Genomic DNA, 24,783 nt, shown 5'->3' on the forward strand with positions numbered 1-24,783 from the left:
ATTTATGATTTGAAATTTAGTCGTTGCTAAAAATCGCCCTCGCATGCTGATCAGCGTGATAAGAACTTCTGACTAAAGGAGCGGATTCAACAATTTTGAATCCCATTTTTAATCCTTCTTCTTTGTACATTCTGAATTCCTCAGGCGTAACAAACCTGTCAACCGGAAGATGTTGTTTTGTCGGTTGAAGATATTGTCCGATTGTAAGAATATCACAGCCGTGACTTACCAAATCTTTCATCAACTCAATCACCTCTTCAGGTTTTTCACCGATTCCGACCATAATTCCACTTTTTGTTTTAAGTCCTTTACTTTTGAACCATCTGATAAGATTCAGACTTCTTTCATATTTTGCCTGTGGCCGGACTGCGTGATACAATCTCGGTACTGTTTCAAGATTATGATTAAGAATATCTGGTGGTGATTGCATAATTATTTCAAATGCATTTTCATCACCTTTAAAGTCAGGGATAAGAATTTCAACAGTGCAATCCGGTTTTCGTTCACGAATTAATCTTACACACTCTTTAAAAATTGTTGCTCCACCATCTTTCAGCTCATCACGATTGACTGAAGTAATTACAACATGTCTCAAATCCAATTCAATAACTGATTCAACAACACGGTAAGGTTCGTTCAAATCAAGTTCATTTGGAATTCCAAGTTTTACATTACAAAAACCACAGCTTCGTGTGCAGGTATCACCTAAAATCATAAAAGTAGCTGAGCGATGATTCCAGCATTCTGCAATGTTTGGACATCTGGCTTCTTCACAAACTGTGTTTAACTTTTGTCTTCGCATCAGATTCTTAACATCAGTGTAGTTTTCACCGGTCGGTAATTTTACTTTAAGCCACTCAGGTCTTTTTCCTAAATCCTGTCTGGACTTTTCAATTTGTTCTTTAAATGCTTTCTGATGTTGATTTATTTTCTGCATATAGAATGATCTTTCATCTAATCAATTTAATATCAAATAACTTAGTTAAAATTTTCCGGATCAAAATTCTCCAGAATATCTTTAATTGATTTCAGGAACAGTCCTCCTAACATACCATCAATCAGTCTATGATCGTGTGATAAAGTTAATGCAACAATATGTCTGACGGCTATTGAATCTAATCCATTAACTTCTACAACAACAGGTTTTTTCTGAACGGTTCCGACACCAAGAATTGCAACCTCAGGTTGATTTATTATCGGTGTTCCGAAAATAGTTCCGAAGACGCCATAATTTGTAATTGTGAAAGTTCCATTGGAAATGTCATCCGGTGTAAGCTTTTTGGTTCTTGCACGATTTGCTAAATCTGCGATTGCTTTTGCTAAACCGATTGTATTTCTTTCACCTGCTCCTTTGATGTTCGGAACTATCAATCCTGTTGGCTCAATTGCTACAGCTATTCCGAGATTAATAAATTTCTTTTGCAGGATTGTGTTTCCATCGATTGTTGAATTAAGAAGTGGATATTTTTTAAGTGACTTTACAACTGCATCGGCAATGAATGCCATATAAGTAAGTTTAACATTTTCTTTCTGCAGATACTCATCTTTTTTCTGATTAATAAAATTATGAATAAGAGTAATATCGGCTTCAATCATACTTGTAACATGAACTGAAGTATCGCGACTATGAACCATATGTTCCATTATCTTCATTCTGATGTTATCCATTGGAATTTTAATAACATCGCTTGAGGAATATGTTGATGAAGTTTCAGGTACAAATGATGGCGCAGGGGCAGCAGTTTTGGTAATCTGTGGCTGAGAAGTCTGCGAGACAACTTCTTGTGTTTTAGTTGTCTTTGATTTTCTTTGTTCTATATATGCAAGAATATCTTTTTTTGTTACTCTTCCATCTATTCCGCTACCAGAAATTTTTCTTAATTCATCGAAGCTTACATTCTCTTTTTCAGCAATGCTTAAAACCAATGGTGAATAAAATCTGTCAGATTCAGTTTTTAATTCTTCTCTGATATTTTCTGTAACTGAAAAGTTATCGTGCATCGAAACTGGTTCTTCTCTTCTAACTTCAGTAACCGGTTCTTTTTCTGTCACAGGTTTTGATATAACTACATCACTACCAACTGCCAGCTTTGCTACGATTGTTCCAACTTCAACTGTTTCCTGTTCACCCACGAGAATTTCAACTAAAGTTCCTTCTTCAGGTGATGGAATTTCTGTATCAACTTTATCTGTACTTATTTCAAAAATTGTTTCATCTTTCTTAACCTTATCGCCAACTTTCTTATGCCACTTGATTATTGTTCCTTCCATAACTGATTCGCCCATTTTAGGCATTGCGATTTCAATTATATTACCGTTAGAGGTTGCGGATGATGTTACAGATTGTGATTCAACTTTTTGCTCAACAACTTCCTCTACTTTTTGAACCGGAGGAACTTCTTCCACGATCTTTGGTTCTGTTTTTTGCACAACTTCACCACCTTCAGTTTGAAGTCTGGCAACAACAGTTCCTACTTCGACAGTCTCACCTTCATTTACCAGGATTTCAGATAAAACTCCATCTTCGGGAGCGGGAATTTCTGTATCAACTTTATCAGTGCTTATTTCAAAAATAATTTCATCTCGTTTTACTTTATCGCCAACTTTTTTATGCCATTTGATGATTGTGCCTTCATTAACACTTTCACCCATCTTCGGCATTATGATATCCATTTTGTAACTCCTATAAAAATTTATTCAGACTTTTAATTGATTATTAGTAGAGAATTAATTCTTTAATACCTCTATAAATTTCTTCGCGACTCGGAAGCACAGCATTTTCAAGAATCGGTGAATATGGAATATGCGCATCTTTAGCTGCTATTCTTTTTACAGGTGCATCCAGAAATCTGAAACACTTATCTGAAATCCGGGCTGCTATTTCTGCACCAAAACCTGCAGTGAAAGTATCTTCGTGAATGATTATAACCTTATTTGTTTTCTTTACCGAGTTATAAATAGTTTCTTCATCCAAAGGAATGATTGTTCTGATATCAATTACTTCTACAGAATAACCATCTTCTTCTTCCAATTTCTTTGCAGCAATCATCGCATCCCAGAAACTCACACCCCACGAAACAACTGTAACATCATTTCCTTCTTTAGCAACTTTAGCTTTTCCAAAAGGAATCAAATACTCTTCATCAGGTTCCGGCGACATTGCAAAACTTTGTCTGTATAATCCTTTGTGCTCACAGAAAAGAACCGGATCTTTAATTCTGCATGCTGTTTTAAGAAGTCCTTTAGCATCGGCTGCATTTGAAGGATAAGCGATAAATATTCCCGGAACATGAGCAAAAATGGATTCGATGTTCTGGCTATGATACAAACCTCCGTGAATGTAACCACCAACTGCAACTCTTGTAACAACAGGACTTTCCCACGCATTGTTAGATCGATATCTTATAGTAGCTAATTCGTCTTTCATTTGCATAAATGCAGGCCAGATATAATCACCAAATTGAATTTCAACAACAGGTTTCAAACCTGTGAATGCCATACCGATTGCAACACCCATTATGCTTGCTTCTGCGAGTGGTGAATTGAAAACTCTTTTCCTTGTGAATCTTGTTGAGAGACCTTTTGTTGCAGTAAATACTCCACCTTTACCATCTTCAATATCTTCTCCAAATATGTACATATCAGGATTTCGTTCCATCTCTTCGTGAAGTGCATGATTAATTGCATCGACCATCACTATTTTATTTCCGGATGGCTCATTCTTTTCATATTCTAATGATTCCCTAAAACCACTTTCATCATATACAAATTTTGTTGCGTCTTCAGGTTTTGGATCAGGTGCTTTGAATGCTCTGTCTGAAGCTTCGTTTATCTCATCAGTAATTTCTTTTTTGATTTCCGAATATTCTTCTTCAGTCAAAATTCCTTTAGCCATTAAAACTTTTGCAAACTTTTCAATCGGACATTTTTTCATATCCTCTTCAATTTCTTTTTCATCGCGATATTTTTTCTGATCATCTGAAGAAGAATGGGATTGAAGTCTTACAACTTCAGCTTCAATCAGTGCCGGACCTTTTCCACTTTTGATATAATCTATTGCTTCCTGAACCTTTTCATAAGATTCAAAAAAATCAGTTCCATCAATTTTTAATCTGTGTAAAGTTCCAAAGCCTGCCATCATTTCAGCAATTGAATGACCTTTGCCTCCGCTTTGAGCACTCACAGGAACTGATATAGCATATTTGTTATTCTGAATTACAAACAACACAGGCAACTTTTCCCTGCTTGCCCAGTTTACTGCTTCGTGAAATTCACCCTGACTTGTAGTTCCTTCACCGCTACTTACATATGAAATATTTCTTTCGCCTCTTTTCACAGAAGCCAATGCAGTTCCAACAGCTTGTAAAAATTGTGTCCCTGTTGGAGAAGATTGAGTTGGCAGATTAATTCTTTTTGAACCCCAGTGCACTGGTAATTGTCTTCCACCACTTGCAGGGTCAGTTGCTTTTGCGAATGTTTGAAGGAATACTTCTTCCGGAGTAATTCCTGATGTCAATACAGTACCTAAATCTCTGTAATATGGAAATAACCAATCTTTATTTGGATTGAGCGAAATTCCAATCGCAACCTGAACAGCTTCGTGTCCGGATGCAGCAATATGAAAAAATGTTTTACCCTGCCTTAATAGGTTCATTGCTTTGTTATCAAGTGTCCTTGTTCTTAACATCATTCTCAAAACATGCAACAGCTCATCCTTTGTGAACTCCTTATTACCGGCTTTTATTTTCGCAATCATAGATTTACCGTTTGTTGGCTTTAGCGATGATTTCACTTTTGTTTTCTGTGTGTTTGTTTTTTTTGTCATCAAAAAACCTTTCAGTTTTTTACAGTTGGATTTAATAAACTTTCTTTAGGAATAAATTCAACTTCTGTATAGTTAAATTCATTCATAAAATGATGAAGCAATTTTTCTTTTACTTCGTTAATTGGAATTCCGCAGCCAAGTTCTTTCTGAAGTGATGTAACACTTTTGTCTGAAATTCCACAGGGAATTATTCCATTAAACAAATCGAGATTAGTATTCACATTGAAGGCAAAACCGTGCATCGTTACCCAGCGACTGATTTTTATTCCTATTGCTGCGATTTTTCTATCTTCAATCCATACACCAGTATATCCCTCAATTCTTCCGGCTGTAAGTCCATAATCATTACAAACTTTTATTATGACTTCTTCAAGTGTGCGAAGATATTTGTGAGAGTCCTGATGCCAGTCAGTTAATTTGATAATCGGATAACCAACAATTTGTCCGGGTCCGTGATAAGTTATATCTCCGCCTCTATCGATATTATAAACAGAGATATGATTTTTCTCGAGAAAATCTTTTCCACCGACTAAATTTTCAATGTGTGCAGTTTTACCAAGAGTATAAGTATTCGGATGTTCAAGTAAAAGTAAAGTGTCTGAAATAATATCCTCTATTCTTTGCTTATGAAGAAGATATTGTAAATCCCATGCTTCTTTATAATCAATAAATTCGAGATCGCAATATGTTAATTGTCTATTCATTCGAAATATATCGATTAGCGTATTTGATAGTTTTATTAATCACATCAATTAGTTCAGGTGTTAGTTTCAAAAGTTCATCAAAATTATCAATTAGGTTTTCTTCAAGGTATTCGTGAACAATTTCATTTCGTAAATCTCTGATTGAATTAAAAATATTAATATCATTGATTAAATTTCTTTTATGAGCATTGTTGACTGTGTCTATTAAAGTTCCTTGAGGTTCAAATTCAATATCATCTAAAGATCTAAAAACTTTACGGACTAAAAAATCAATCGACCGAGCAAATCTTCCTGAGAGAGTTTCAAAATTATCTAATTCAGTTTCGCGGTAAGAATCTTTAATTCCAATTGATTTACAGATGTTAAAAGACCTTTCGAGCCATTTTAATTGTTTATTAAGTGATTCAATATTTTGTTTTAATATTTGATTACTCATAATAAAACTGCTTCTGATCTTACCTTTGTGATAAACGGATCATCTGAACTGCCATTATCAAGAATAATATCTATTCTCTGTTCACCGAATTTATTATAAAATGCTCTTTTAATTTTTCTTAAATCTTTTTTAGTCAACTTTTTAGATACAACAAGTAAATCAATATCTCCACCTCTTCTATCATCGAACAACCTTGAACCAAAAAGATATAATTTGGCATCAGGGTCTATTTCTCTTAAAGCTTCTCGCAAAATTTCTATTTCGGCTTTGCTTAGTCTCATATTCTTTACTCATCAAATATGAATTGCCTCTCCGTAAGCATTTGCTGCTGCTTCCATTATTGATTCAGACAAAGTCGGATGAGCGTGAACAGTTTTAATAATTGAATGACCTGTTGCTTCAAGTGCTCTTGCTAGCGCAACCTCTGCAATTAATTCAGTAGCTTCACTACCAATTATATGTCCACCTAATATTTCACCATACTTTGCATCAAAAATTAATTTAACAAATCCTTCTCTTTCCCCAACTGCAAATGCTTTTCCGCTTGCCATAAAAGGAAACTTACCAACTTTAATTTCGTAACCAAGTTCCTTTGCTTTTTGCTCTGTTAATCCAACACTGGCAACTTGTGGCTGACAATATGTACAACCCGGAATGTTATCATAATCAATTGGTGGATTTTTAATTCCCTTTATGCCTTCAACACAATGTATTCCTTCTGCTGATGCAACATGTGCTAACCATGGTGGACCGATAACATCGCCAATTGCATAAATATTCGGAATATTCGTTTGGTAAGTATTCTTATCAACTTTAATATGATTTTTGAATATCTCAATTCCAAGTTCTTCGAGTCCGAAACCTTCAACATTTCCAACGACACCAATTGCATTTAATAATTTCTCTGCAGAGAGTTCTATCTTCTTACCATTCTGATTAATTGTAACAATTACTTTTTTCCCTTTTACTTCTGCCTTTTCAACGGTTGCTTTAGTATAAATCTCGATTCCTCTTTTCTTAAAATTCTTTTCGAGAGTTTGAGATACTTCTTTATCTTCTATTGGAAGAATATTATCAAGCATTTCAACAACTGTTACCTTTGTACCAAGCACACTGTAAAAGTATGCGAATTCAATCCCGATAGCACCGGCACCAATAACAATCAGTTCTTTCGGCAAATCTTCAAGTATCATTGCCTCTGTACTGGTAATGATATTTTTTCTATCTACAGGAATTTGTGGAATAGTTCGTGGTCGTGCACCTGTTGCAATTATTATTTTATCAGCAATGATAGAATCAATCTTTTTTCCATCTTTATCAAACACATCAATCTGGTTATGACTGATGAGTTTACCAAAACCTCTTATTCTGTCAACTTTATTTTTCTTAACAAGAAGTTCTACATTTTTAGAAATGCGATCTGCGATATCACGACTTCGCTTGATAATGTCTTTGAAAGAGAATGTCAATTCTTTGGCAGTGATGCCGAAATCTTTACCATGATTTTTAAATGTATCGTATATCTCGGCATTTTTTAACAAGGATTTTGTTGGAATACAGCCCCAATTCAAACAAATACCGCCTAAATTATCCTTATCAATAACAACTGTTTTGAAACCAAGCTGACCAGCCCGAATTGCAGCAACATAGCCACCCGGTCCGCCACCGAGGACGGCAATTTGATAATGATTTGCCATTAAAAATTTTCCTGATTAGTTATTAATTGCGAAACAAATATAAAAACTCACTTTTAATAATTAAACCTTATTAACAGGTTTTATGACTTTTGAGTTCAGAAAGATCTCATTTGAGTATTAACCCAACATTTTTTATATAATATTGAATAAAAGTTGCTTTTCCTTAGTTTAGTTAAAGAAAATAAAATCTACATGAAAGATAATTTTACACATTTGCAAAACAATTCTTTATCTGCTAAAGATTTATCCATTTTCCGTATAACAGCGTTATGGGCTTTCAGTGAATCTGCTTTTGGAGGAATACTTCACGCTCTGTCATTACCATTTCGTGGAGCGTTTATAAATGCTGCAGCAGTTCTGTTTATTTCCTTAATTGCTTTGTTCTCGGAAAAAAGTAAAGAAATCCTAAAAGCTACATTGATTGTAATATTGGTTAAAGCTGCCGTTAGTCCACACTCACCTTTAACAGCATATCTTGCTGTTTTTATTCAGGGACTTTTGGGTTTTCTGGTTTTTTACAATAAAAAGTTTTTCAGATTGTCGGCTCTCATACTCGGAATACTTACTCTTTTATATTCCGGTATTCAGAAAATAATTGTGTTAACAGTACTATTCGGAAACACATTATGGAAATCAATTAATATTTTTATAAAAGGAGTAAGCAATGAATTTTTACAAATCGGTATTCATCCTGATTTGAATTATAGTTTAATTATAATTTTAAGTTATGTTGGAATTCATGTGATTGTGGGAATTATAATAGGTTTGTATGCAGGTAAATTGCCAGATAAGATTAAACTTTACTCTGAAACATTGCAAAAAATTAATTTCAGCGACAATGTTGATGCAATACCTAAAAAAGATAAAAGAAAAAAGAAACGTTTATGGATTTTAAGACCAACAGGTTTGATAATAATTATAATTTCTTTAATTGTTTTATTATTAACTTTTTTGTTTCCTGAATATTCCGATACTAGATATGAAGTACTTGTAATGATTATTCGCTCTCTGATCCTGACATTTATCTGGTATGTTTTTCTTTCAACTTTTTTCAGAAAACTATTCCAAAAATTTCTTAACAGGAATAAATCTAAATATGCTGAAGAAGTTAATGAGATGCTGAATCTTTTTCCTCAATTCAGAAAAATAGTTGCCTTCTGCTGGAAAGATTCTCAATCAGAAAGAGGTATAAAAAGAATAAAATATTTTTTATCAAGATCTTTTTATTATCTGTTACTTAGTAATTAAACACAAATAAAGGAGCATTGCAATGAGTGATTTACCAAAAAGATTTGAAAAGTTTCAGAAGGATTTTCCTGATGTAGCAAACGCTTACGAACAACTTGGTAAAGCGGTTCACAAAGCAGGTCCGTTGAATGATAAAACCAGAGCATTAATTAAACTGGCAATTTCTACAGGCGCCAGACTTGAAGGTGCAGTTCATTCACATACCAGAAAAGCACTCGAGGTTGGTTGTTCAAAAGAAGAAATTATGCAGACAGTAATGCTTGCACTACCAACGATTGGTTTGCCTTCAACAATGGCAGCTATGAGTTGGGTTGAAGATGTATTAGAGAAAAAATAAAAGGCATCTATAATCGATGCCTTTTGATAAAAAGAGATAATTGGTTTATTTGATAAGACAGAAAGAATAACCAATTTCAATTTGCCATTGACGCATTGCAATTTCAATGGATTGCTGTCCTGGTGCTTCAAGTGGATTAGCGCCTTTAACACTGTTGTTCAGTGCATACATAAATGCTAATGTTAAATCACTATCTTCGCTGATTTTTCTGGTAACTCCTGCAGTTATATGATTCTGAATTACGGCTGGAGCAAGAATGTTAAACATTACTTCAGATTCTTTTATTGGATTTTCATTATAAGAATATCCGGCCATTAAAGTATAATTTTCGATAGCTTTGTACATCACACCAAATTTCACTGCTGTAATATCTTTCCAACCGAATCCTGCACCATCATCTTTACCAAGTTGACTTGTCTGAAGATTCGGAAGCATCGGATTGCTTACTGATTTTATTCCACTGTAAAGAATTTGTTTTACATCTAATAAAAATGTCCAATCTTTATTCGGAGAAACAGCAACCCCTGCAGTCCAATTTGCCGGAATATCAAAATCACCTTTTTCAGCAAACAAACCAGCATATCTTTCAAACTCACTCATATTAATTTTTGATTGGTAAGTTGCACCAATGCTTAACCAATCGGTCAGCATTCCCTGATATCCAACCTTGAATCCAAAACCAGTTGAAGTTGACCATGAATTACCAGAAAGATTAGCCGGGTCACTTGAGAATGGACTAAAAGCTGCTAAACCTTTTGCAGCAAATCTTTGCCAACCAAAAATACCAGCCACACCAAATGTATGTCCTTTTGTTAATTCAATTGCGTAAGTTAGATTCGCAAACAGTTGCTCGATATTCACTCCTGTGTTCGGTGAAGAAGATTCATAAAAAGTCTGAGCCGGATAGTCAGTATTCATACCCCCATTTCCATAAATTGAAAGTGCAATTGCCATATTATTTGCGATTCCTCTTTTCAATCCAATTGTTGGGAAGAAGAAAATATTTTTATTACTCTCTATTTTGCCTGGAGTTAATCCAAATGTTTGTGGGAAACCACTTGGATTACCGGTAATTGTATAATCACGATTCGGACTAAATACTGAAAGATTAATTTCTATAGAATTGTTAGTTCTGATTATCGAAGCAGGATTAGTAATCGCTCCCAAAGAGCTTAATGAAACAGCAACGCCGGAACCGGCAAGTGCTGAATATTTTATTCCGTAACCGTGACGAAAGTATCCGTCAGTTGCAAATGTTGATTGACTTAAAAATCCGAACAAAAGAATTAGAACAACAAAAGATTTTTTCATTTATCTCTCCTGATTTTAAATGTTATTGTTAAGAACTAGCACCCTTCTCTCTTTTTCTTTTTAGGAGCAGTAAATTTCCTACTTCCTGTAGTTGGCTGTGTTGATTGAGGCGCAACTGTGGAAGTTGGGAGTTTAATTTCTTTTCTTATTTCACTTGAAGAAGTTTCGGTTACAAGATCGCCACCAAAATATTGAGCAACTGCTCTAAGCTTTTCGAATTTTGCCAATTCATCTTTAGTTGGATTAGCAGGTACTTTTGGAAATACGACTTTGTCTTTCCAACCATTTAATCCACCTTCAAGTATGTAAACTGAATTATATTTTTTTGCTTTAAGAATAAACCAGCCCTGAGCGGCAACAACTTCATCATCTGAGAATAAAATAATTTTCTGATTTCTCAACAAATCAGAATTAGGAAGTTCAACAAGCGGAATGTTTTCTGCTTCAGGTAAAGTGTACTCAGCATATTTATCTGGAGTTCTCAAATCAACTAAAACATAATCAGCTTTCCCCTGAATTATCCAGTCAGCTAAGTCAGTTGGATTAATTTTATCTGATTCTTTAACAGTGCTTAATGCAATATCTTTAACATTTACTTTAACAGAAGTTCCATTGTATGGATCGCCGGCAAATAAAGCAACCACACCAAGTAATACTGCAATGATTGCTAACTTATATTTTAAATCGAGTTCTGAGAATAACTTTTTCATAATTGATTCTCCGGATTTCTATGAGCAAATTTCTTTTCACTCCATTCAGCTAATGCGAATGCACCAACTGCCATTACAACAACAAGAAATACAACCATGCCGTAGGAAAGATGGAAAAACTGCGGAAGTGTAACGCTTCCCATATTTGTTGAATAATAAAAATCAGTTATGAAAGGAAAGATTTCTCCGAAAATGAAAATTCCGAACATAACTCCCAGGATATACATCAGTCCATCGAGCTTTCCTGTTGCAAAAGATACGACTGAAGTTCCTGGACAATATCCTCCAATTACAAATCCAATTCCAAGTATTAGTCCACCAATAACCTGAGGTAAAATATAAGTTTCGCTGATGTAGATAAGAGACAAATCAACAAAACCTATTACCGATAGATAATACAATCCTAACATAGCTGTTACGATAGCTGTAAACATTACTTTGAGAACTCTCATATTAGAAAAATAGAATTGAGCTGCAAGAATTCTTGCGCTTCCGAATCCACCTCTTTCGAGTGCGAATCCAAAACCTATACCGATAATAAAAGCAAAAATTAAACTCACATCGGTATTGAATAAACCGAATTTATAAAATGGTGCGTTCATAACCACTGTCTCCTTAAAAAGTAAGCTGCTGCATAACCACCGGCAAAAACCATCATCATAAAAGCCCAACTACCAAGATTCAGTAAAGCACCGCCGGTTAGTGCCTGACCACTTGTACAACCTCTGGCTAGTTTAGCTCCTATTCCCATAAGACTTCCTCCAACAAATGCGTAGAGAAGTCTTTTCTTTGATGTTATATTCGGACCTTTTTCTATTCCCTTTTTAACTCTTCCTGCAAGTGAACCGGAAATAAAACCACCAGCAAGAACTCCAAGCACTTCAAATACCAACCAATCTTTTAGTGGATTTGTAGTTCCATCGCCAAGATACTCCGAATAGAATGGATTTGACTGAGTATGTTCTGGTGCAACAGTGTTAACTCCAACTGCAACTAATGTTGACATTGCACCGGATGCTCCAAGACCTCTGCCCATTATTACAAATGCAGCAAGAAGTACGAGTCCTAATCCAATTCCAGTTAAATAAGGATTGGAATATGGTTTAGTTTTTACTTCGACCACTTCCTTATCCTTGGTTAACACACTGGATAATTTCTGAACTAATGTTGTCATAAAAATATTCTCCGTTATTTAAAGTGAGCGTTGAACCAATGACTATATTGACCAGCTTCAACAATAATAAATCTTAGTATCAAACCACCGATTATAACAAGTATTGGCGCTATCGGTGTATGTTTTATTTTATGATTTACAGCAAGAAGCTGAATGATAAGAGGAATTATTAAACCTAATCCAATAACAAAAACCCAGAAAGCAGGAGCATAAGGACCGGTCAATAAAAGCTGTGCTGCTTCAATATGCGGTTTGGCTGAAGAAAGTAAACCGAGAAACATCATCACAAAAATGAATAACTCAACTGTTATAAAACCATTATCAGCTTTTGCAAGCAACTCACTTTCCTCTTTATTCTTTGCAATAAGATGAACATAAGCAGCAGCAGTTGATAAACCTGAAGTTAAAAATAATACCCACAACAATGATGTATTCCACAAAGGTCGTGAACCCATACTGCTTAATAGAACTCCTGTATAAGCTCCCAGCATTAAGCCAAAGAGCATATTAAGTATTCCTATATTCTTTATTAGAAAAGGATGTTGATTAATTTTTGCGGAGATGTCTGAAAGCTTAGGAATAAATCTTAACATCCAGGGCGAAGGTTTCATTAAAATATTTGCAATCAATGCAGGATAAATTAAAAGAAGTATCCAGGCACCCCACGACATTGGAGATTTAACCTGAAAAGTTGTGTACAATCTCCAGACATATGGTTTATGTGCAAGGTCAAGAAATAATGCAAACATTCCAACACTTATCAGTACCAAAGCAGTAAATGGTATTGAGAAACAAGCACAGTTTGTAACCTTATATCTATTGGAAAAGATAAAGTAACCGGAAATGATCATCATTCCGGCGACCATTCCACCGAGAAAAAGATAAATCGGTATTTGCCATTCCCACATCGCCATAAAAGGATCAACATGTGGATTGTGTCTTGTAGTTGTTAATTCAATTATTTGTTCTGCTAAAATCATATTCATTACCTCAGATTAAATAAAAGATATTTGGTTCTGTTCCTGCATCAGGAAGATTAACATGCCATTTCCTGGATTGTAATAATTTACTTACTTCACTGTTTGGATCATCCAGATCACCAAAGTACATACAATGAGTCGGACAAACTTCTACACAAGCAGGGTTTTGCCCTTTTTCAACTCTGTTAATGCAGAAAGTACATTTGTCAGCGTACCCATCAGGATGGATATATCTTGCATCATAAGGACAAGCTTCAACACAAGCTTTACAACCGATGCACATTTCGTGATCAACTAAAACAATCCCGCCAAATTCATGAATATGGCTTGCGCCAGTCGGGCAGCAAGAAACACAAGGTGTATTTGAACAGTGATTACATCTTTCAGTTCTTATTTCCATTTGAACTGTAGGAAACTTTCCTTTTACTTCTGTTACGATCCAATCTCTGTTATAACCTTCAGGAATGTTGTTTTCAGTTTTACAAGCAACAACACAATCCTGACAACCTACACATTTTTTTGTATCTATCACCATTCCGTATCTTGGCATATTACACCTCCGCCTCAATAGTTACGAAATTTACATTCATTGCTGTTCCTCCCATTAAAGGGTCTGTATTGTATTTAGTAATTAGTTCAGCATCGCTGGCACCTTTTTTATAAGTTGAGCGAAGCTGTCTTGATTTCTGCCCGAAACCGTGAACCATATAAACACAATCTCTTCGAATTCTTTCAGTAGTCTTTACTTTTATTGCATCACTCACAACACCATCCTGATTTCTTAATCTAACTTTCTGTCCATTTTTAATTCCGATCTTTGCAGCCATATCAGCATTAATCCACAATTCATTTTCACTCATCATATCACGCAACAAAGGATTTGATTGTGTTTTCGAGAATGTATGAACCGGCGCTCTGCCATAAAGTAATCTGAAATATCCTTCAGGTGGTTGCTCATGTTTTGTATATCTTGGAACCGGATCAAACCCTGCCTGAGCAAGTTGATCTGAATAAAATTCAATCTTGCCTGATGGAGTTGGAAATTCAGGTTCAACACCATCTTCAAAATAAATTGGTCTTTCAGGTGCTTTGACAATTCCTACTTTCTTTAATTCATCCAATGATAATCCAGCAGCTTTAAGTCTCGTATCAAGATATTCTTCCACATCTTTCCAGGGAAAGTAATTTCCCAGACCAAGTTTCTCTGCGAGCTTTTTTGCAATCCACCAGTTTGGTTTCTGATCATTTGGTTCATCTATAACCGGCTGACGAATTCCTACAAAACCTTCTCTGAATGGTGAAGTATTTAAGTCATCATATCTTTCAAGATAAACTGACTCAGGAAGAACAACATCTGCCCAACCAGCAATTTCACTTGGAACAACATCAACTACAACCATTAAGTCTAAATTTTGTATGGCTTTAATCGTTTCATCTCTGTTTGGTAATGCCTGCATCAGATTTGTTCCATAAACAAACCAACCTTTAATCGGATATGGTTGACCTGTGATAGTTGCTTCTCTGATTCCTGTTGAAATTTGTTCTCCTGTTGCAAAAGGATATTTGCCACCAGGATTATCCAATGGTTCTTTTTTCAATTCAGGATAAGGTGGATAAGGATATTTAGGAATTGAGAATGAATAAGGGACATAAAAACCACCTTTTCTTCCCCAGCTACCAAGAAGTGCATTAAGTAAAGCAATAGCTCTGCTTCGCTGAGTATCATCACCATACCAGGTAGCATGTCTTCCAGGATGAACGAGAGTTGCTGGTTTATAGCGGGCCATCTCTCGGGCAGTTTCAACTATTAATTCAGGTTCTATTCCTGTTTCAATGTAAGCCCATTCAGGTGTGTAATGAGAAACTTCTGCAGCAAACTTATCAAAGCCATAACCATACTTTGCAATGTAGTCAGCATCGTATAGTTTTTCTCTGACTATAACTCCCATCCATGCAAGCAGTAATGCCAAATCAGTTCCTGGTTTTATTGGTAAATAAAATTTTGCTTTGCTTGCAGCGACAGAAAATCGTGGATCAACAACAATGATTGATGCACCTTTCTGAACAGCATGAGAAAATTCCTGTACTTGTGTGTTGTGCATATTTTCACCAAGGTGAGAACCAATCAGTACAAGACATTTTGTGTTTTCAATATCTGTTCTTTCAGGCGATCCAACAACATCTCCGAATGTTAATTCAAATCCTACTTCTCTTGGTCCTCTGCATTGTGCAAAAGATGGAGCAGTTTCATTTGGACTACCATAAGCTCTTAATAAATGCTTAATAAAATTCCCACCAATTCCGTGACTGAACAAAGCTACTGATTCAGGTCCATATTGATTTTTAATCTTGTTCATTTTGTCAGCAATAAAATCGAATGCTTCGTCCCAGGTTACTTCAACCCATTTTTCTTCGCCACGAAGATTCTTTCTTATCAACGGAGTCTTCAATCTATCTTCATCATAATGAGCACCTACTCCGCCTGTTCCTCTCGGACAAAGTCTTCCTTTACTTAATGGATCCATCGGATTTCCTTCAACTTTCCAGAGTTCTCCGTCTTTCAGATAAGCTATGGCTCCACATTTCCAGAAACACAAATCACAATAGGTAGGAATCTTTTGAATACCTTTAACTTTTTCTTTATTTATCTTATCCGCACCTTTAACAAGTGTCTTACTGGCACCTGTTAGTATGGCTGCAGTAGCTATTGTCGCTCCGGAAATTTTTAGAAATCTTCTTCGGGAAATTGAGTTCATTTAACCCTCGTTAAATTTTTTATAAAACTTTTTATGTTTGAACATTCACTGAATTTATTATAAACATCACAATTTCTGCATTCTTTCTTTTCACATACAGTACCTTTGCCTTTTATTGCCCAACAAGGTTCACTATGAGAATGATATGCAGGACAATTTTCTCTTTCCTCATCAGAACAACCGATATATTCCCAGCACGGCATCATAGAATAGATTGATTTAATTCCGTTAATGCTAATCTTTGATTCGTTAATTGCATTCCGAATACATCTTATTCTCTCGATATCTGATTGGGAATACAAACGATGATTAGTCGACTTCTTGAACGGAATAATGAGATTTTCTTTTTCGTACATTCTTAAAGTATGAACAGAAATGTTTAGCATTTTAGCTGCAGTGCTTATCGGATAAATTGGCTCATCTTGTGGTATTTCGTAAAACATCTTTTCAATTTTTAATTTTGATATTTATAAATACCAACTTAATTGCCAGATATAATTCTTAGTTTTTTCTTTGTTTTCGTTAAAAAATCAAATGATTTTTTTCAGAACTAAGAAAATGACAAAAAATTTTTTTATAAATAAAAAATGATTAAGTGAAGTAAAGTATTTTTTAGAATTAAGTATTTACTCTGCTGACTGGAAAAACTCTGTTGGCATTTTTTGAGATTTTATAAGAATGGTTAAAGATTACGGAATTACTTCATCACTAATGACTTAAATACCAAATAAGAATCCTTAATGATTAATATCTCCTCGATTTCAAGAATAAAAATTTTTTATTGAGATCTAAACTCAAATAATTAATCCATTTTAAAGAACTAATCTTCCTTTTCTTCAAATAATGGAGTTCCGATACAAGCGTTTGGTTCATTAATTTTTAATAGGTTAGCAATTGTTGGAGCTATATCAACTACAAACACAGGTTTATTAATCTCTTCAGCAGGAATTTTCCAGCCGTAGAATATTAAAGGTATATGAGTATCGTAAGAATAAGCTGAGCCGTGAGTTGTTCCTTTCTCAAGAAAATTATTCAGATAACCTGGCATTAAGTTATAAGCAATATCTCCTGAACGCGATGGATTCCAGCCATTTAATATTGAATTAGAATTTGTTCTTGAGGCAACCTGAGTTTCCAGGAATTCTCTAGTAACGATTGTTTGAATTTCTGAAAATGTATCTCTCAGATAATTTTTTATTTTTCTTTGAACTAAAGAGATATCCAATCCTTCACGGCTTATGAATTCACGATTCAGAAAAATTTGTCTGTTAGAAAAATTTTCGATTATTTCTTCAGAACTGAATTCTCTTTTAGCATAAGCCATCAATGAATCTCTAACTCTGCTATTTCCAATTCCACCAACAGGCATTCTGTTTTCTTTCAGATAAGCTGGTGTTTCAATTCCTGCATGGTCAGATGTGAGGAATAATAGATAATTATCTTTTCCGATTTTCTGATCAAGAAAATTCAAAAGCTCAGCAATCTGTCGGTCAATTCGCAAATAAATATCCATAAGTTCATAAGAGTAATTCCCTACTTCGTGAGCTATTAAATCAGGTGTAGAAAAACTGATTGCAAGAAAATCCGGATATTCATTTTGTCCGAGCTTTTCACTCACAATTGCCTCTTTGGCTAAATCAAGAACAAGTTGATTTGCAAACGGTGTAAACTGAAATGCATTATACTTTTCATCAGATTTAAGATTTTTGAAAGAATGTGGAAACGATGTTTTACCTTCATTAAATAAATCTTTTTCATATTTCGATTCATCAGAAGGATTATTTTCATATGCCGATTTATCTAACAATAAGCTCCAATCATTTGAAAGATATTTGTTCGGATATTTTTTTGAATTAAAGTTATTAACCCAATCAGGAAGCTTACTCATATAATAAGTTGATGTAATAAATTTACCGGTTTTGTTATCATACCAATAAGCAGCATCGGCCAAATGTCCTGCAGGAAGTATTGCACCTCTATCTTTGATCGAAACAGAAATAACTTTTGATTTTTTATTTGTGAAAAGTTTTAATTCGTCTGTTATAGTTGAAGCAAGAAGATTGACAGGCGACTTTTTACCATTTGAGTTTTCAGTTCCAACTGAGGTTTGTGAATCATCCTGAACACAATTCAGCATCCGTTTATTTCTTTTATCATAAAAATCATTTCCAATTATTCCATGGAAAAACGGAGTTGTTCCGGTATAAATTGATGCATGTCCGGGACCGGTGCTTGTTAATTCATAATTATAATGAGCAAAAGTAAAGTTGCTACCTTTTTCCGCAAGTCTTTTAAAACCATCTTCACCGTAAAGATGATAGTAACGATAAAGATCATTAAAACGCATCTGATCGACTACAACACCAACTACCAATTTTGGTCGTTGAACCTGAGCTAGTAAAGATGAAGTTACTATAAGAATAAAAATGAATGTGATTGATTTGAATTTCATATAAAGTAAAAATTTTATTGAACAATGAGTTGCAAACTTAAATGATTTCTAAAAAACTGTGCAATAAATGATGCGCATTAACAATTTATTAATATTTTGGCAAAACACATTTATTACTGACTTTCTTCAAAACACTTTCCCAATCAAATAAACTTGCTTTCATAATCTCAGAATTTTCATCGTGACAAGTTAAACAGGCACCGACAGTTAAAATTCTTTTCTGCTCATCTGCATTAAATGGTCTTGTTGTTTCTCTTGTTGTTGATGATTTATCTCTTGTTTTGAAAAATCCAATCCATGCATCCATAGGTAAATTATCTTCCGGAAGAAGTTTGAATTTCGGTTTAAAACTCCATTTACCGTCAGAAGAAAATTTCATTTCCCCTTTACCATAACCGAGTGTTAAAGAATTATTATGACACGATTGACAAGTTCTTCCCTTTTTGTTTATTGTATGTGAAAATGTCGGTGCAAAAAGTCTCTTAAATATTTTTTTATTCTTGTCGGATTTAAGTTTCTCAAGTTTTATAATCATTCCGGGAATAAAAGTATCTATAATTTCTTTTCCGGACTTATCTTTTTTAATTCCGAGTGCAGGATAATCCTGATAAAACTCAGATGCATTTTCAATCCAGCTTCCTTTGATATCTTTATTTTCCAACAAATCAAAACCTTCTTCATTCGGATTATATTCCGTATGACAACCAACACAATAAGAAACCCACTGAGTATGACACGAATTGCAGGATAATCTTTGATGTGATTTTCCTTCAATGCAAATAAACGCTGGTGACTTTAGCTGCAAAGAATCATTACCACTTTTTGTTATTAAAAATTTGTTCCCTGCTTTATCAATGAATGAATTTGTTAAGGCAATGTTTCCGTTTTCACTAGAAATAAATTTTGCTTCTGAGCGAGATGATTTTCTTAAATCAATAATTTTTCTTGATTCATAATCCAATTCATTATAACTGATTGATTTAACTTTTTGTGAATGACAATCTGTGCATTGAACTTTTACTTGTTCTTCTTTGTGTTTGTAAAGATTTCCATCTCCCATTACCTCCTGAGCAATATGACAATCAATACATTCCATTCCTGCTTTATGATGTATGTCCTCATCCGTTTTTTGAAATACTCTTCCATCAGCTAATAGTCTGAATTTTTGTTTTTCATTTACTTTATCCCACTGAGTCAATGTTTCATACCATCCTTCATAATTTGTTGAAATTCTTCCTGAACGACTATGGCAACCAAAACAATGATTATTTGAGATGCTTAGATTTAACTGAGGATGTATCGAAGGAATTTTTATTGAACTTTCATTTGAATTCAGAGATTTAACTTTTGACTTCAAATAAATATTTAATTCATCTTCTGCTTCCGAACTGTAATTCAAATGGCAAGCATTACAGCCACCACCACGTGAAAGCTCGTTGATTGGTCCTAGTTCAGTTTTCGGATTTGCTAAATGGCACGATGCACAAAGATTTCGCAAATGTGAATCAGCATCACTCAGCTTAATATCTTTTATATGGTTTAACATTGTTGGTGAATTGCTCTCATCAAAAACAAACCGATTTACACTAACTATTCCACTAAGCGTTGACATAATCGAATTATTAATTCTCGGAACAATATCAGAATGACACTGGGCAGTACCACAAGTAATATGAGCATCTTCAATATTTCCTGGTATCAAAATCATTCCCCGATGTGCAGAATTTTTATTAAGCGTAAATGCATTACCTCGATGACAACTATAGCAACCGATTGCTTCAGGATTGTGTGATGATTCAATTCCTTCCATTTGATGACAAACTATACAACCTTCTTTCCTACCCAAAACTGTTTTAAATTTCTCGGAAGAAATCTCATTCACATCAATATCAGAAAAACTTGCAAGAGGTTGAAAATCAGAGATGAATTTATATGTGTTATTCCAGGGAAATACAAACTCCCAGTTTTCTCCTCTGAAATAATATCCGATAATAGTAAGTAACAAATAAATTAGTCCAAGAAATACGAATGATTTTTTAATAAGTGTTGCGATTTTATCAGAAGATTTTTTTAAGTAATAAAATGCTAAGAGCAGAAGAAAAGTAAACAATAACACTAATTGAGTTTGAGAAATCCAATGAAGGATTTCCTGCAATCCTACAAAGTACCACGGACCTTTGACAACCTGATGTAATCCATCGTTCAACATTGGCGCAAAAACATACCCAAGCAATGCAGAAGAAATTAATGAGTATAAAAAAACTGAAATCTTCGGCCAGATAATTTTAGAGTGCTCGATAATTAATATTGATAAAATTATTGTAGCAGTAGCAATGTGATTCACATATACAATCTGATAATCGCTTTCTCTTCCGAGTAAAGTAAAAGCAATACTATCACCAATAAAAGGAATTTCTTTTAGGAGCGAACTAAATATTGAATAAGCTTGCTGAGAATCGGCGTCACCTTTCAGTATGAATCCGCTGAGCATTACAAAAAAAGTTATTACAATAGAAGCAGTTAAACGAAACCAAACTCCATCTTTTACTTTATACTCAGTCTTTCTTTTAAGATGATCGATTATATGAAGTATTGTAAAGATAAGAAAAATTTGTGCAGACCAGTAATGAACATTTCTAAAAAAAACTCCGGCAGGACTCAGAAGCAATAACTCCGAAACAGACTCATAAGGATTCTTTACATCATACGGAAGAGCGATAAACACTCCACTTACAACAGCAATGATAAATGATGCTGTAGCAACATTTCCAAAAGGAAGATTCCAAAAATCACTAAATGCTTTAAATCTTTTCTTCAACACTTCAGGAAAAAATAATTATCTGATTTTGTTTTGAATCCATTTTGAATTTAAGTTCCGTTAAACTTTTGGCTGCAGGACCCTTTATCGGAATTCCATTTAAATCAAACTGAGAACCATGACAAGGGCAAGTAAAAATATTTTTATTCACATTATTTATTCTGCATCCCAGATGAGAGCACCTGGAACTAAATATTTTTAACTTGTCTTTATTCTTAATTATTATGAAGTCCTTCTGTAAAGTAATTCCATTTGGAAAATCATTGGTAAGGGCTGTTTGCTTTTCTCTAAAATTAGAATCAAAAATATTTTTTGTAAGTCTATCCCAGAGATAAATTAAAATAACTCCGAATGAGGGAAAAAATATTTTAAGAAATTGTTTTCTGTTCACAATAAATTCTGAATATAACTTATTTCAAAATTAGTGATTTATTTCATTAAAGAAACTTTAGTTAATAATTAATTTTGTGATGTAAGTTTAAAACCAAATTAATTCATAATCATCTTATTGCCGATAATTAAATAAAAGGTTAGAAAATGAAATACGATACAGATAATTTTCAGAAAGATGTAATTGAACAAAGTTTCATCACACCCGTTTTAGTTGACTTCTGGGCTGAGTGGTGCGCTCCATGCAGAATTCTCGGTCCTGTTTTGGAACGACTTGCAGAAAAATATAAAGACCAATGGAAACTTGTAAAATTAAATACAGACTTGTATCCTGATATCGCAGCTGAATACGGAATCAGAGGAATTCCAAATGTTAAACTTTTTCATAAAGGTAAAGTTATAAATGAATTCACTGGTGCTTTGCCCGAGCATATGATAGAAGAATGGTTACGCAAATCAATTCCGAGTAAATTTTCTGATATGATCGAGAAAGCAAAAAAGCTTTTGGCCGAAGGTAAAATAGAAGATGCAAAAGTTATTCTCGAACAGGTTCACAATGGTGATATTAACAATGGTGAAGTAAAAATTCTTCTTGCAAAAATTTTAGTTTATGAAAATCCAAAAGAAGCTCTTAGACTTGTTGAAAGTGCACAGCTATCTAACCACACTGTGGAGTTAGCTGAAGCAATAACAACAATGAGTCAGTTATTCGGGAAATTAAATAATCCTGATGAGCTACCCGAGGATTCAGTGAAGAAAATTTATATTGATGCTATAAAAGATTTACGTGATAAAAATTTCGAAAGCTCACTTGAAAAATTCATTGAAGTAATTCGTGAAAATAAAGCATACGATGATGAAGGAGCAAGAAAAGCCTGCATTGCAATTTTTAAGTATCTTGGTGAAGAGCACGAAACAACATTAAAGTACAGAAGAGAATTTAGCAGAGCGCTATATGTTTAATCATCAGAATCGATGATTATAACTTAAGCTTGTTATAAATTCATTAAAACTACCGCCTCTGAAAGTTTTTCCATCAAATCTCATGAATGAAAAAGATAAGGTAATGTTATCTGCATCAGTCAGATTATAACCGTTGCTTAAGCTTGCTCTGTAAGATTTATTTCCTTGATTAAATGCTGTTGACAAATTCAATGCTGAATTCAGTTTATTTGAAAAAGCTTTATTCTGAAAATTAAGTGCGTAATTATGTGTAAATGATTTTACAGTATCAAAAATACTTGAGTTAACAAATCCCGCGCTAAAATTTGAACTTAAATCTGAGGTTATACCAAAACCTAATCCTAAATTCAAAGAATGAATAATTGTTGTATTATTTTTAAGCAGATATGATTTATTGTCAGTATTCTGCAAAGAATAATTTATGTTAATCGTCTTCATAAAACCTTTCGGATCGACAGAAAAATTATTATTGAAATTCAGCACCAAATTATTGAAATCAATCTTAGTTGAGTCATTATTCGAATCGTTAGCCATAAAAAGCAAATTGCCTGTAACAGTACTCGTCCAACTATTTGTTAACCTAACATTAATGCCTGCTGTAATAATGTTTCTTGCTGTTGTAAATATTTTTTGGTCAAGCAAATTATCAGTTTGTCTGATATAAGATAAATTGAGATTTACAGTTGAAATTCTGATGTTATTCATTATCGAAAATTCCTGAATATCATTGTGAAGATAAGCTGTGCCGAGTGAATTATAACCAGGTTGAATTCTTCGATATCCGATTTTTGTACTGAAAGCGCTGAACCTCAAAGCAAGTGAAGTATTGAATGCAAAATCATAATTAGTTCCCACACGAGGTTTATAAATTTTAGATATGAATGAAGGAATATCTGATGAGTCGAGATTTAGTTCAGAAGCTCTTAAATCTCTTGAATAAACACTACCGGCAGCATCGAAATCAAAACTTACAACATTATTAAGAAAAGAAATTTTTCCTTTTGTTCCGAGCACTAAATTTTCCTGTGGGGTTACAGAATTTTGATTTATAATATTATTTTTATTTGAAACAATTGAAGTCTGAACACCAGAACCTATTGAAAAGTAATTATCACTTAAATCAAAAACTGTTGAATCATCCTGACTTGAAACTTTTATCAAAGCTTCAAAAGAAATTGGTCCTGTAACTGTCCAGTTATAAAAACCAACATTAGGTTGATTATCTGCAATAATTTCAAAAGTTGAACCGCCATCTCTTGATAATTCAATTTTAATAGCACCACCAACATTGACTGAATTCCATGTAATTGAAATGAGGGCACCAATATCAAGAACATCATTTCCGTTTGGAGATAAGATTGTGATGCTTTTGTCATTTCGATCTAATGAAGAAATTTCATCTTTTGCACGGAGAAAAATTAAATCAAGAAAGCTGACTGATTCATTTCCATAACCAATTTTGGATGCAAGGAGAAATCTTTTAAAGCTTCCATCCTGCGCACCACCAGGAACTGATCTTCTTGTAAATCCGGCAGCAGTCGAAAATCTAAAATTGCCTGGGTTAAGATTAATTCCACCACCACGAATAAGTACGCCACTAAGGGTGTACCGGGAATATTCAGTGCTGAAATCACCAAGATGTAATGAACCCCAACTCCATTTAGGATTTATTCCGAACTGATTGATATTTTGTCGGGCGGAACTACCTTCAGTTGAAATTAAAAATTCAAAAGGTATCTGAATTAAATCGAATAAGTCAATTGTAGGTCTGAAAAATAATCTTCCTGTAGCATTTGGTCTTCGGGCAAATTCATTATTGGTTGTGTAGTATTCTCCATAGGCGCCAATCTCACCACCTATTCTGAAATTTTCTTTGACAAAATTTGAATTTTCAGATTGTGAATCCTGCTGAGCCAATAAAGGAATAGCAATAATCAAAATTATGATTAGAAAAAATATGACGGATATTTTCATAAGAATTT

22 protein-coding genes are annotated in these 24,783 nt (G+C 34.0%); 3 read left to right on the forward strand and 19 right to left on the reverse strand.

The genetic code is table 11. From position 1 onward, the window contains the following. Positions 1-16: 16 nt before the first annotated feature. The 7 genes from lipA to lpdA are packed head-to-tail and all read right to left on the reverse strand — an operon-like array spanning position 17 to position 7,662. Positions 17-937: a lipoyl synthase gene (lipA, locus tag Q0X14_RS02955; RefSeq protein ID WP_297842220.1), complete on the reverse strand. Its 921-nt coding sequence runs from the start codon at positions 935-937 to the stop codon at positions 17-19. A 41-nt stretch (positions 938-978) separates the two neighbouring features. After that, positions 979-2,673 (reverse strand): 2-oxoglutarate dehydrogenase, E2 component, dihydrolipoamide succinyltransferase, encoded by a 1,695-nt coding sequence (sucB, locus tag Q0X14_RS02960; RefSeq protein ID WP_297842222.1) that lies wholly within the window; start codon positions 2,671-2,673, stop codon positions 979-981. A gap of 43 nt (positions 2,674-2,716) precedes the next feature. Further along, positions 2,717-4,825, reverse strand: coding sequence for a dehydrogenase E1 component subunit alpha/beta (locus tag Q0X14_RS02965; protein WP_297842224.1), 2,109 nt, complete (start codon positions 4,823-4,825; stop codon positions 2,717-2,719). An 11-nt stretch (positions 4,826-4,836) separates the two neighbouring features. Then, positions 4,837-5,529, reverse strand: a complete 693-nt coding sequence (lipB, locus tag Q0X14_RS02970; protein WP_297842225.1) for a lipoyl(octanoyl) transferase LipB — start codon at positions 5,527-5,529, stop codon at positions 4,837-4,839. Then, the gene (locus Q0X14_RS02975; RefSeq protein ID WP_297842226.1) at positions 5,522-5,965 is read right to left on the reverse strand and encodes a hypothetical protein; all 444 of its coding nucleotides are present in this window, start codon (positions 5,963-5,965) and stop codon (positions 5,522-5,524) included. The genes lipB and Q0X14_RS02975 overlap by 8 nt, the downstream gene beginning before the upstream one ends. Then, complete coding sequence (locus tag Q0X14_RS02980) at positions 5,962-6,246, reverse strand: nucleotidyltransferase domain-containing protein (RefSeq protein ID WP_297842228.1); 285 nt, start codon at positions 6,244-6,246, stop codon at positions 5,962-5,964. The genes Q0X14_RS02975 and Q0X14_RS02980 overlap by 4 nt, the downstream gene beginning before the upstream one ends. A 12-nt stretch (positions 6,247-6,258) precedes the next feature. Further along, positions 6,259-7,662 carry a dihydrolipoyl dehydrogenase gene (gene lpdA / locus Q0X14_RS02985; RefSeq protein ID WP_297842231.1) on the reverse strand — a complete coding sequence of 468 codons (1,404 nt, stop codon included), beginning with the start codon at positions 7,660-7,662 and terminating at the stop codon, positions 6,259-6,261. A gap of 192 nt (positions 7,663-7,854) precedes the next feature. Between lpdA and Q0X14_RS02990 the strand changes: the two genes are divergently transcribed. Both Q0X14_RS02990 and Q0X14_RS02995 read left to right on the forward strand, forming a co-directional pair. Next, entirely contained in the window at positions 7,855-8,910 is a 1,056-nt protein-coding gene (locus tag Q0X14_RS02990) for a hypothetical protein (protein WP_297842234.1), read from the forward strand. Positions 8,911-8,932: 22 nt separating this feature from the next. Next, positions 8,933-9,247: a carboxymuconolactone decarboxylase family protein gene (locus Q0X14_RS02995; protein WP_297842236.1), complete on the forward strand. Its 315-nt coding sequence runs from the start codon at positions 8,933-8,935 to the stop codon at positions 9,245-9,247. Positions 9,248-9,292: 45 nt separating this feature from the next. Here the strand turns inward: Q0X14_RS02995 and Q0X14_RS03000 are convergent, their stop codons facing one another. The 11 genes from Q0X14_RS03000 to Q0X14_RS15590 form a co-directional block, all read right to left on the reverse strand. Further along, on the reverse strand, positions 9,293-10,558 hold the full coding sequence (locus tag Q0X14_RS03000) for an outer membrane protein transport protein (RefSeq protein ID WP_297842239.1): 1,266 nt from the start codon (positions 10,556-10,558) through the stop codon (positions 9,293-9,295). A 35-nt stretch (positions 10,559-10,593) separates the two neighbouring features. Then, complete coding sequence (locus Q0X14_RS03005) at positions 10,594-11,268, reverse strand: rhodanese-like domain-containing protein (protein ID WP_297842241.1); 675 nt, start codon at positions 11,266-11,268, stop codon at positions 10,594-10,596. Continuing rightward, on the reverse strand, positions 11,265-11,870 hold the full coding sequence (locus tag Q0X14_RS03010) for a YeeE/YedE thiosulfate transporter family protein (protein WP_297842243.1): 606 nt from the start codon (positions 11,868-11,870) through the stop codon (positions 11,265-11,267). Before Q0X14_RS03010 ends, Q0X14_RS03005 begins: the two co-directional genes overlap by 4 nt. After that, positions 11,867-12,442, reverse strand: coding sequence for a YeeE/YedE thiosulfate transporter family protein (locus tag Q0X14_RS03015; protein ID WP_297842245.1), 576 nt, complete (start codon positions 12,440-12,442; stop codon positions 11,867-11,869). The genes Q0X14_RS03010 and Q0X14_RS03015 overlap by 4 nt, the downstream gene beginning before the upstream one ends. Positions 12,443-12,456: 14 nt before the next feature. Continuing rightward, positions 12,457-13,422: an NrfD/PsrC family molybdoenzyme membrane anchor subunit gene (gene nrfD, locus Q0X14_RS03020; protein ID WP_297842248.1), complete on the reverse strand. Its 966-nt coding sequence runs from the start codon at positions 13,420-13,422 to the stop codon at positions 12,457-12,459. A gap of 10 nt (positions 13,423-13,432) precedes the next feature. Next, positions 13,433-13,972, reverse strand: coding sequence for a 4Fe-4S dicluster domain-containing protein (locus tag Q0X14_RS03025; RefSeq protein WP_297842251.1), 540 nt, complete (start codon positions 13,970-13,972; stop codon positions 13,433-13,435). A gap of 1 nt (position 13,973) precedes the next feature. Beyond that, positions 13,974-16,178, reverse strand: coding sequence for a molybdopterin-dependent oxidoreductase (locus Q0X14_RS03030; RefSeq protein ID WP_297842254.1), 2,205 nt, complete (start codon positions 16,176-16,178; stop codon positions 13,974-13,976). Continuing rightward, a complete protein-coding gene (locus Q0X14_RS03035) occupies positions 16,175-16,621 on the reverse strand; it encodes a MerR family transcriptional regulator (protein WP_297842257.1) in 447 nt (148 codons plus the stop codon). The genes Q0X14_RS03030 and Q0X14_RS03035 overlap by 4 nt, the downstream gene beginning before the upstream one ends. Positions 16,622-16,998: 377 nt before the next feature. Then, positions 16,999-18,630: an alkaline phosphatase PafA gene (gene pafA, locus Q0X14_RS03040; protein ID WP_297842260.1), complete on the reverse strand. Its 1,632-nt coding sequence runs from the start codon at positions 18,628-18,630 to the stop codon at positions 16,999-17,001. An 88-nt stretch (positions 18,631-18,718) separates the two neighbouring features. Then, a complete protein-coding gene (locus Q0X14_RS03045; protein WP_297842263.1) occupies positions 18,719-21,448 on the reverse strand; it encodes a hypothetical protein in 2,730 nt (909 codons plus the stop codon). 4 nt (positions 21,449-21,452) lie between these two features. Next, on the reverse strand, positions 21,453-21,839 hold the full coding sequence (locus Q0X14_RS15590; protein WP_366522789.1) for a Rieske (2Fe-2S) protein: 387 nt from the start codon (positions 21,837-21,839) through the stop codon (positions 21,453-21,455). A 146-nt stretch (positions 21,840-21,985) separates the two neighbouring features. On the opposite strand from Q0X14_RS15590, the gene trxA reads away from it, so the two are divergent. Next, a complete protein-coding gene (gene trxA / locus Q0X14_RS03050; RefSeq protein WP_297842266.1) occupies positions 21,986-22,801 on the forward strand; it encodes a thioredoxin in 816 nt (271 codons plus the stop codon). A 3-nt stretch (positions 22,802-22,804) separates the two neighbouring features. Here trxA and Q0X14_RS03055 read toward each other — a convergent pair whose 3' ends face one another. After that, positions 22,805-24,775, reverse strand: coding sequence for a hypothetical protein (locus tag Q0X14_RS03055; protein WP_297842268.1), 1,971 nt, complete (start codon positions 24,773-24,775; stop codon positions 22,805-22,807). Positions 24,776-24,783: the final 8 nt, after the last annotated feature.

Source organism: Ignavibacterium sp. (assembly GCF_025998815.1).
Classification (GTDB): Bacteria; Bacteroidota; Ignavibacteria; order Ignavibacteriales; family Ignavibacteriaceae; genus Ignavibacterium.